At 40.1% G+C, this 10,658-nt stretch carries 10 protein-coding genes; 3 read left to right on the forward strand and 7 right to left on the reverse strand.

Annotation, left to right across the window (positions count from 1 at the left end; translation table 11 throughout):
• Nucleotides 1-111: 111 nt before the first annotated feature.
• The 4 genes from VB836_RS11865 to VB836_RS11880 form a co-directional block, all read right to left on the reverse strand.
• A complete protein-coding gene (locus VB836_RS11865; RefSeq protein ID WP_323219517.1) occupies nt 112-660 on the reverse strand; it encodes an REP-associated tyrosine transposase in 549 nt (182 codons plus the stop codon).
• A 227-nt stretch (nt 661-887) separates the two neighbouring features.
• Nucleotides 888-2,837, reverse strand: coding sequence for an alpha-amylase family glycosyl hydrolase (locus tag VB836_RS11870; protein WP_323219518.1), 1,950 nt, complete (start codon nt 2,835-2,837; stop codon nt 888-890).
• 197 nt (nt 2,838-3,034) lie between these two features.
• Complete coding sequence (locus tag VB836_RS11875; RefSeq protein WP_323219519.1) at nt 3,035-3,538, reverse strand: heme-binding protein; 504 nt, start codon at nt 3,536-3,538, stop codon at nt 3,035-3,037.
• An 84-nt stretch (nt 3,539-3,622) separates the two neighbouring features.
• Entirely contained in the window at nt 3,623-4,525 is a 903-nt protein-coding gene (locus VB836_RS11880) for a thermonuclease family protein (protein WP_323219520.1), read from the reverse strand.
• A gap of 74 nt (nt 4,526-4,599) precedes the next feature.
• Between VB836_RS11880 and VB836_RS11885 the strand changes: the two genes are divergently transcribed.
• The 3 genes from VB836_RS11885 (at nt 4,600) to VB836_RS11895 (ending at nt 6,700) form a co-directional block, all read left to right on the forward strand.
• On the forward strand, nt 4,600-5,769 hold the full coding sequence (locus VB836_RS11885) for an endonuclease NucS domain-containing protein (RefSeq protein WP_323219521.1): 1,170 nt from the start codon (nt 4,600-4,602) through the stop codon (nt 5,767-5,769).
• 275 nt (nt 5,770-6,044) lie between these two features.
• Nucleotides 6,045-6,278, forward strand: coding sequence for a hypothetical protein (locus VB836_RS11890; protein WP_323219522.1), 234 nt, complete (start codon nt 6,045-6,047; stop codon nt 6,276-6,278).
• Nucleotides 6,275-6,700 carry a PIN domain-containing protein gene (locus tag VB836_RS11895; protein ID WP_323219523.1) on the forward strand — a complete coding sequence of 142 codons (426 nt, stop codon included), beginning with the start codon at nt 6,275-6,277 and terminating at the stop codon, nt 6,698-6,700. Before VB836_RS11890 ends, VB836_RS11895 begins: the two co-directional genes overlap by 4 nt.
• A 51-nt stretch (nt 6,701-6,751) precedes the next feature.
• On the opposite strand, the gene VB836_RS11900 is transcribed toward VB836_RS11895, so the two are convergent.
• The 3 genes from VB836_RS11900 to VB836_RS11910 form a co-directional block, all read right to left on the reverse strand.
• Nucleotides 6,752-7,240: an SH3 domain-containing protein gene (locus tag VB836_RS11900; RefSeq protein WP_323219524.1), complete on the reverse strand. Its 489-nt coding sequence runs from the start codon at nt 7,238-7,240 to the stop codon at nt 6,752-6,754.
• A gap of 83 nt (nt 7,241-7,323) precedes the next feature.
• Nucleotides 7,324-9,291, reverse strand: coding sequence for an acetate--CoA ligase (gene acs, locus VB836_RS11905; protein ID WP_323219525.1), 1,968 nt, complete (start codon nt 9,289-9,291; stop codon nt 7,324-7,326).
• 458 nt (nt 9,292-9,749) lie between these two features.
• Nucleotides 9,750-9,986 (reverse strand): hypothetical protein, encoded by a 237-nt coding sequence (locus tag VB836_RS11910; protein ID WP_323219526.1) that lies wholly within the window; start codon nt 9,984-9,986, stop codon nt 9,750-9,752.
• Nucleotides 9,987-10,658 lie beyond the last annotated feature (672 nt).

Consider the following 10,658-nt stretch of genomic DNA (forward strand, 5'->3'; position numbering starts at 1 on the left):
TAACTTTTATCGTTGAATTTTACCAACAATTCTCACCCACCCTACTTCTTTCAAGGTGGGTGAGGGTTTTTAACCCTTATCGTTGAATTTTACCAACAATTCTCACCCACCCTACTCTTTTCCGATATTATCGGGGATTTGGGGACTATTTGCACCCCAATCCGTTGAATAAATTCCTTGATCAACAAATCGATGAAAACTAGAAAATTCCCAGTCAGCAGGAGATTGACATAAACCGTGTTTTACAGGATTATAATGAATATAATGACAGTGATTTTCATAGTCTTTTTCATTTTTAATTAGATGTTCCCAAAATCGTTTTTGCCAGAGGTGAGTTTCTTGCTTTTTGATTCGAGATTCACTCAGTTGAACTGGAATGTTTAATAACTTTGCATAACGTTTACTCACATAGGTTTTTATTAATCTCCAACGGATTGAATAATCGTCATCCCCTTCTGGTAAAGTCCAAATGCAGTGAATATGATCGGGTAAGAGAACAATCGCATCTAGGGTAAAAGGATATAGTTTCATTACATGATTAATCGAATTTATAATGGTTAATCGAGCTTGTTCTTCGCAAAGCCAAGGGATTCTTTTGTAGGTAACTTGAGTAAAAAAATAAGTTCCTCCAGCTTGACGTAACCTGCGGTAATTAGGCATATTTTGTTGCCTCTGTAGGGTGGGTGAGGGTTTTAACCCTTATCGTTGAATTTTACCAACAATTCTCACCCACCCTACTTTTAAAGGTGGGTGAGGGTTTTTAACTTTTATCGTTGAATTTTACCAAGAATTCTCACCCACCCTACTTTTAAAGGTGGGTGAGGGTTTTAACCCTTATCGTTGAATTTTACCAAGAATTCTCACCCACCCTACAACATTAATAACGGTTAAGATTCTCGGCCAGAAGCCCATTTATCTCGCCATTTAACAATCCCTTCACTGGCAATCACCCAACGACGAGCAATTATATTTTCTCGTAGGGGTGCTTGTCCTTCTCGCAGCATCACATACTTATAATTGATCAATTTTCCGGCACTTTCATTAAAGGGAATTTCACCAAACCAAGTATTACTATTGATGTATTCTAAAGGATATGCTTTGGCAATATCCCAGTTTCCTAACTCGGGACAATCTCCAATCACAACAATACTTTCACCGGGAAGGGTTTGTACTCCATTTAACTGCGCCCGAATAATAGTTTGGGCTTTGAGTCGTTCTCCGAGATGAGAAAGGACAATAACTTGCTTAGAATCGAGTTGAAGATTGTGTATTTTTCCGTCTTGAACTTCGTATTTATTCGGTGACATAATATCGGTATGTTCTCCATCGGGAAAACCCGTTTCTACTGCTTCTAACGTTACACTTTCGCCCCGATTTAGAGCAACAAAAACTCGAGAATCTCGATAACGACGAGTGTAGCAATAAATATCCGGTGTAATATATTTTTGCCATTGACCTCCCATCGAAACCGCAGGATTAAACCGTCGCACCCCTGAAAGCAGTCGAATTGTACGATAAACGGGGCTATCTTTATCCCATTTTTCCATCATTGGACGGTTGTAGGGATCATTATTTCCGTAGGGATTTGGATCGCCATTGGTATCATTATGAAGATATTGTTCGGTGCCATAATAAATACAAGGAATTCCTCGTGAGGTCATAATTAATGCGATCGCCAATTGTAAATCATCTGGATTCTGATTTAACGTTTGAAAACGGTGCATATCATGGTTATCAATGAAGGTAATCAGTTCGGTTGCACCGTCGTAGTAATGATCTTTATCGAGTACATCTTTAATTAAGTAAAAACCACCTTCTTCACAGTTTCCTAGCGCTCGTCGAATAGCCACACACAACCCAAAGTCTAATATAGACATCCCCGAATTATTCACAAATTCAACAGAACGTCCATCATCGGGGCTAGAATAAATCCACTCTCCAAAGATGAAAATATCGGGTCGGTAGGTGGTGATATCGGCGATAAATTCTTGCCAAAACCAAATCGGCATATGTTTAACGGTATCGATTCTTAAGGCATCTATGCCTCGATCTAACCATTGTTTAATGGCTGATTTGATATAGGTTCGATAGTTAATATTGTTTTCATTAAAAGAGGCGAGTCCTGCTAATTCACAGTTTTTGACTTGCCATTCATCTTCCCAGTTTCTCACTTCGCCGTAGTGATGATACCAATGATTTTCATCATTATGAAAATCTGCAATTTTCACGCCATCATCATACAATTCTCCCTTCAGTCCTGCCACATCGGGGCTACTATGGTTACAAACGATATCAAGAATGAGTTTCATCTTGCGTTTGTGCAGTTCCTCAATTAACCGATCAAAAACGGTATCTCGGGTTTCTTGAGTTTCGTTTAATGAAGGGTTTTCATTCACTCCAATTAAGCGAGGGTTGAGGCGTTTAAAATCTTTTGTCCAGTAACCATGAACGGCTGCACTTTCAAAGAACAATCCTTCAACTTGTTCAAATAATGGCGTTAACCACAGGGCGGTTACACCTAAATTTTTCAGATAGTCTAACTGATCAATAACGCCTTGTAAATCTCCGCCCCAATATTTCCCCCATTCTTGTTTTTCCGGATCATAAAGTTCGGGATTGGGGCCTTGATTATTGTCTGGATCTCCATCATAAAATCGATCTACAACAATAAAATAAATCGTTTCTTGACGAAATTCAATATCTCGCGTGTAGAGAAATTCTAAATCAATATCTTGTTCAGCAGAGGCTTCTACCGTTTCTTCTATCTTTTCAAATGCTTCGTCTTCGCTCAGTTGGTCGGGAATTGAAGGTTTTTTGACGGGAAGTTGAGAGGTCATAGGATGAACAATATTTAGAGTTAAATCAAGAAGGCTTCTTAAAGTATCAACTTTTAACAATCAAATCAACTGTTTTTAGGTACTATTCTCCTAAAGTGAGATGATTGTTTGAGATTGAGCATAAGATTAACATTTTGATCGACTCTAAAAATCTATCTGAAGACAGATGTGTATTGTTTCGGGTTAACCGTTTAATATTATGACTTTTTTTGAATCGGGATTTGTACTTCACTATATTTGAGAGATTCTGGCGTCATTGGTGAATTATAAAACAAGCGTCGAGGAGAACCTATCACTTGATATTCTGGATGTTGTTGTAACCAATTCTCTAGTTTCGAGCGATGAATTTCATAGCTTTCCCAAGTATAAGCCCCTTGAATTCCAATACTCACAACCATCATTTCTTGGGTATCAACCACTTGAACACCTGGCTGAACTTGCTGCGGGGAAATATTCGGACTAGAATATAGAAAAGAAACATCAGCCTGAGAAGCATCTTGATAACGGGCTTCTACAGGTGTTGTCATCGAAATATTATTACTGCTAATATGCTGAAATAAGGGGTTAAAGGCGGCTTTTGTCGCTTGGGTTAAATCGCCAGTATGAGAATAAGTTACCCCCCGATAAGCCGGATAATATTTGATTTCAACCACACCCGCTTGAGTCGGTTCAGGAAATCCTTGGGGTAAAGAAGTCGGCATAATAGTTTATACTCCTTTTTGATAGTCTCATTAATAGTTTAGCAGCTTTAATGATTGTTTATAGGCTGTAGGAAGCCTAAATTTTTAAGGTGGGAAAATCGGGCAGAAATCAGAAATTTGTTTGAGATCGGTTAAGGTAATTTCGGGTTTATCTCGATACATCACGGCTTTTCCACTGACATAAACGTAACCTCGCCCTAAACCCGCGTAGCGTTTTTGAATGAGTTGAACCAGGGGCGCATTTTTATCATTTTTGGCTTCAGGAATCCATAATTTTAAGATATGATCTTTTGAACCTGTATGAATTAACGCCCCACTTCCTATCCATTTTGTGACACCATCTTGTAAATCACAAAAGATTGTAATCCATTGTTCTTCGGCTGCTGCTGCGAGAATTTTTGGATAATCTAAACGCACTGAAAGCACCCCCGCCCTTATTCCATTCAGACGATAATCTTGAATAACTGAGTCTCGCAGCGTCCACCAAGACATCAGTAATTCGTAGTTCCGAAAAGCACCATTTTGATTCGTGTGCGGGTCCCAAATAATTCGATGATAGGCTTGGGCTTCGGCTTCCGCTTCCATCATTTGTTGATGATAAAAAACTGAACGACCATATTTAATAAAATAGGGACTCCAGCCTTCTCGAATTAACCAAGTATTATAATTTTCACCGTCTTTATGAATATAGCAAATAATCCGACCATGACTATCTCGATATTTCTCTAAACACACTTCAACAGGTTCATCCCCATCAAATTCTACATCAACTTGAGTTAGTTCACCGTCGGGATTCGTAAAGTATTGGATCGCCATTTCAGAAGAGGCTATTCCCGCATTCGTAACGGGTTTTGTTCCACAGGGAAAGGATTCTTCTGTATCAACACAATGCAGCCTCAAAAATTCCCGTTGACCATTCAACAATACTTTGAGGGTATCTCCATCAACTACTTTCGTAACTTGTAAGTTTTTAATCCAAGTTCCCACTGTTCTTTAAAGGCAATTTTAGGTACAATTGATGGCTATGATATCATAATTCTAATCAAAATCTTGTTAGAGAAATGCAAAGTTTTGTCACTTTAAGGAAAACAGGCTTATCTTGGGAATTTGAGACTGAAGAAGCTTTAGAAAATTTTCTCTTTACTCATCTCGACGAAATACTGGGCTGGACTGTCATCAAACGTCAATATATTGTTAATGGTCAACGTTGTGATCTTTTGGCTACAGACAAAACCGGACGGTTGGTGGTGATTGAGTTAAAAAATGTTGAAGATCGAGGCATTGTTCAGCAGCTTACTCGATATTATCATGCCTTGTTAGAAGAAAAGCCCTTTAGCGATCGCATTGATTATGAACAACCTGTGAATTTAGTGGCGATCGCACCCAGTTTTCACCGAGATAATTTAACAGATCGCAAATATCATAAACTTGAATTTGAGTTTTTTCAGTTTTCTATTCTTCAAGAGGATAACAAGTTTTATCTCATTTTGAAAGATATTGATAGCGATAAAACTTCACCAATTCAAATTTTTTATGAGGATGCGAGAGAGAGTAATCTTCCCTGTCAACCTCAAAGACTTCGGAAGTTTATGACGGATTTTCCACCGAGTAAAAAAGAGACAATTTTGAGAATAAGAGAGAAGATTCTTAGTTTTGATTCTAGTATACAAGAGTTTTCAAGTGTAGGAAGTATAAAATATGGAAATGGTACTGCTAAAAATAGTAAATATTGTGCTGAGTTTCTTTTAGATAAAAGATATTCTCTGGTGTTTTTTTTGTGGATACCGTTTAAAGGGGGTGAAAGTAGCCGCATTGGACGGGCGAGAATTTGGAGTGATTGGAATGACCAAGCGTTAATTGAGGGTTATATTGCGAGTGGGATAGGGCTGCAACTTAATAAAAGGAAAAAGGCGATAATGGAGTTAAATGACACAATAAGAATAAGGAGAGAGTTGAAGAAGCTTCAACTAGAAGATCCAACTCAATTTAGATATAACTATTTACCGATTAAGAGTAAAACAATGGCACAATATAGATCGGCAGTTTGGAATAATTTTAAAAGTTTACACAATCGAAAATCTCTAACTTATGAAGATGTCAAGTTATTAGAAGATTATTCAAAATTCTCTGAAGAAGACACGGGAAAAAGAATAAATATCATACCTTCGCCTTATAAAAATTTAGACTCCTTAATTGACTTAGCCTTAGAAAAATGGCTGGAACGAGTTTAAATTCAATGTGCGATCGCATAATTTATTCAACGTTTTTCTGGTCGAATTTATGGGTTTTTCTCACAAGAGAGGGCGCATTGCCATGCGCCCCTACAATTATTTTTTGTTTTACGTTATGATATAATTAAGATCATGTCCGACTAATCAATAATCCCAAGCGTAGGGGCGGGTTCTAAAAGATCTTTACTACTACTCCGAGATTGAGATAAACCCGCCCCATCCCCATAACAAAATTAATCAACGTGAGATCATATAAGAATTAGGAGTTTTCAAATATGAATTGGCAAGAATTACGCAAAGAAGCTGATAATTTACCCGTCTATGAACGCCTGTTATTGGTTGAAGCCATTATTCGTTCACTTTCTAATGAACTTCGACCCAAAGAGCCGATACCTGATGAAGTTTGGGAACGTTTGCGAGGAGGACTCAAAACGGATAAACCTTCACCGAAAGATGAAGATATAGAAGCGATAAAAGACGAAAGACTTTCGGAGAAGTATCTAAAATGAAAGTGCTGCTAGATACCAATATTATTTTGGATCAACTACTAGAGCGTGAACCCTTTTATATAGAGTCTAATGCTTTGTTTGATGAAATTCGATTAAAAAGAGTTATTGGTTATGTGACCGCAACGACACTCACAGATATCTTTTATATTGCCAAAAAACAGAAAGGAACAAGAGTTGCACAGCAATATATTCGCGATCTTCTGATGACCATGCAAATTTGTCCAGTTAACCGTAAAATTCTAGAAGCTGCTATTGCATCAAATTCCGATGATTTTGAGGATGCGGTGCAGTTGGCTTGTGCAGTTTCCGAAGGTTTGGATGCTATTGTCACCCGAAATATGCAAGGATTTTCAGATGCTTCTATTGATATTTTAACGGCAGGTGAACTGTTAACCCGTTTATCTTCAGAAACCCGATCATAAACTCTCAATTCATCAACACTAGAAATGATTTCATTGAGACTGTATCAAACTTTAATTTGAGTCACAAGACGGATCAGCAATCAAAGAATTATACATATATCCTACCGTACCGCTACCATTTTCTAAACGAACTTTTGCCCATTGGTTTGTGTTTCCTTCTAACACCGTTAAGGGAGTCCCATTACGAACTTGACGAATTACTCGCCCTTCAGGAGACTCTCGCAAATTCACATAAGTATCTTTGGAGTCCATCGCATAACGTCTTGTACTTCGCCACAATAATTCCTTTTTCATAAACCCAGTAATATCATCAAAGCGACTATCAAAAGTCACTTTATACCAACCCTGTTGTTCACCCGTTACAGAGGTTTTAGACCCGTTCGGAATTCCCCGAATAATATTACCATTCGGCGCTGTTCTCACATTAACAGAAGTATCATTCGGATCATAAATCACAAAAGTATTACATTGTTGTTGACCGAAAGCCGGAGTCGCAGTTAAGGTCATCAAAAGAATCGGAATGAATTTAAAAAGTTTCATGGTATAGCAGGGAATAGGAAATAGGTAGAAGGCAATTAAAAAAACCCGGTTTCTTTGAGAAACCGGGTTTTTCAGATTAGAATTTATGCGCCCCCTCTTAACTTTTCTAACACGCTGCGATCTTGTAACGTGGAAGTATCACCACTAATTTCTTGACCTGCTACTAAATTTCGCAACAGACGCCGCATAATTTTACCCGATCGCGTTTTTGGTAAATCATCAGTAAAGCGAATTTCACCGGGACGGGCGATCGCCCCAATTTCATTAACAACGTGTTGTTTCAACTCTTTTTCTAAGGCTTCACTGGGTTGATGTTCCCCTTCTAAGGTCACAAACGCGACAATTTCTTCGCCTTTCACCTCATCCGGTTTACCAACCACTGCGGCTTCTGCAACCATCGGATGAGACACCAACGCCGACTCAATTTCCATCGTACCCAGACGGTGGCCGGAAACATTAATCACATCGTCAACCCGACCCATCACCCAAAAATAACCGTCTTCGTCTTTGTGGGCGCCATCTCCGGCAAAATAGATGTATTCGCCATTTTTGGGTCGAATATGTTCCCAATAGGTTCGTTTGAAGCGATCAGGATCTTTATACACCGTCCGCATCATTCCCGGCCAGGGATGCTTGACAACTAAATATCCCCCGCTTTGGTTGGTCACGGGTTCACCGTCTGCATCGACAACATCGGCGATAATACCCGGAAATGGTAACGTTGCGGAACCCGGTTTGGTTGGCGTCGCACCTGGTAATGGGGTAATCATAAACCCACCCGTTTCAGTTTGCCACCAAGTATCAACAATTGGACAACGACTACCGCCAATTACCCGATGATACCAGATCCAAGCTTCCGGGTTAATCGGTTCGCCAACGGTTCCCAACAGTCGCAATGATGACAAGTCCCGGGCGTTGGGATGATGTTCGCCCATCTTCATTAAAGCGCGAATGGCAGTCGGAGCGGTATAAAAAATATTAACGCCGTATTTTTCCACCACATCCCACAAACAGCCAGGGTTAGACGGACGCGCCACCCCTTCATACATTAACGTTGTTGCCCCATTCGATAACGGCCCGTAGACAATATAACTATGTCCGGTGATCCAACCCACATCTGCGGTACACCAATAAACATCGGTTTCTTGCAAATCAAACGCCCATTTTACGGTAATATGACTGTAGAGGTTATAACCGCCCGTCGTGTGTACGACGCCTTTGGGTTTTCCGGTGGTGCCGCTTGTATAGAGGATGAACAGCATATCTTCACTATCCATCGGTTCAGCCGGACATTTACCAGAAGCGCCTTGTTGGAGATCATGCCACCAATGATCTCGTCCGGGTTCCATGTGAACCGTTTGGGCGGTGCGTTTGACGACTAAAACGTTATCAACACTGGATGCGCCGGCTTGTAAGGCTTTATCGACTTGTTCTTTTAAAGGCACAATAGCATCTTTCCGCCATCCCCCATCTGCGGTAATAACAAGTTTGGCTTCAGCGTCTTCTAAACGATCTTTTAACGCTTCTGCACTAAACCCCCCAAAAATAACCGTATGGGGTGCGCCAATTCTCGCACAAGCTAACATTGCGATCGCCGCTTCGGGTATCATGGGCATATAGATTCCCACACGATCGCCTTTTTGAACGCCGAGCTGTTTAATCACGTTCGCCATCTGACAGACTTCTCGATGCAGTTCCGCATAAGTCAAAGTTCGAGAGTCTCCGGGTTCGCCTTCCCAAATTAAAGCGGCTTTGTTGCGGCGCCAAGTGGTTAAATGACGGTCTAGACAGTTGTAGGATATATTAATTTTACCCCCAACAAACCACTTTGCAAACGGAGGCTGCCAATCTAGAACTTGATGCCATTTCTCAAACCAGTGTAGTTCTTTTTCTGCCAGTTCCGCCCAAAATCCTTCGGGGTCAGCTTTCGCTTTTTCATAGAGTTGGTTATACTCATCTAAACTTTTAATCTGGGCATTTTGGGAAAATTCCGCTCCCGGATGAAAGAGGCGCTTTTCCTGTAAAATCGATTCAATCGTGGGTTGTGACATTTTAAATAACTGTAACTCTGGTTACGATTTCTATTCTATTGTCTGTCTAAAGGGGGACACAATAGGCGATCGCTTCACAATTTTCTAAATATCGGGTGTCAGAAACCGGGTTTCAAGTAGCGCTATCAGCTTCTAGCCGATATTTTTCCTTAAGAAACCCGGTTTCTCAGGTGTTGTTGAATTTTATAGTAAACTGAGAACAGAATCGGTTATCGGGTGTGCGGCGTGCAAGAATCGAGTATTTTCCATGATGCGGTTCCCATCGCCTTAGAAAAGGATAAATGAACGATTACCCATGATCCTTTATCCCTAAAAATTGATGACGTTGAATAGAAAATTGATTGGGGTGGATAAACAGTTTTAGCTGCTCAAAAATCCGGTCAAAAGATTGCTGTTGAAATCAAGTCTTTTTCTTTGTGTCCTTTGTGCCTTTGTGGTTCAATGAGACTTGATCCTTTTTAAAACCGATTCAATAATTGTTCTTGTTTTGAAGAAATCGTCTGATTTTTGAGCGGCTTAAACTGTGGGTAGACTAACTTTTGAGGTGGGGATTTTTTAGAGGGTTTAACTTTTTTTAAAATTTCATCTGAAATTGCAAATGCTACAATAGCAGTCAAGACTAAAACCACAGCCAGCATATAGATAAGTGTGACTGTAATCAGGTAGATTTGTTGTAAGATGCTTTTAGAATTCACCAGTTTTTCCTAAACCAAGGGTCAGCGTTCATTTTAAACGAGCTAAGGCTTGTTCCGGTTTCCTCCTGATGTAAAGTTCAACTGTCTAGAAAGGCAAAACTCAGTGAATATCGATGAAGTTGTTCTACAAAAATGTTAAACGAGTTTGATTGAGTAGATCAACACATTGAGTCTGTTTTGACAGAAGCTTTACAATTTCTCGGTGAAAAACCGCTTCCATCTTTACATAAGGGGGGGGTTTTGTAAAGATATGAACAAAATATTGATCCAGATTGAAGAGATATCCGATAGGGATTGGGCGATCGCTTTTCATCTATAGCGCTTCGCGCTAGGCAAGAGGCAAAAGCGCAAACTTGCGGCCCGGCGGTTTCCGCCGAGAGCGCGAACTTGCGGCCCGGCGGTTTCCGTCGAGAGCAAAGTTCGCAAGAGAGCACAGTTTGTAAGAGAGGCAAAAGGCACTCTTGGGGGGAAAATTCGGTATAGTCAGGCTTTTGGCTGTTCTTCGTGCCTGGAATTTGTAAGTATACCAGCGCGAACTGCTATACTTTATCGAAATGGAGCAAGAAGACCTACGCCATAAGAAACGTTGGCGATAGGATGAATTGCGACCAACAAATAACTATCAATCAGGTCTGTCTTGCTCTTCAATATATTCCTTTAGTCTATCAACAG

This window comes from Limnoraphis robusta BA-68 BA1, assembly GCF_034932365.1.
Lineage (GTDB): Bacteria > Cyanobacteriota > Cyanobacteriia > Cyanobacteriales > Microcoleaceae > Capilliphycus > Capilliphycus robustus.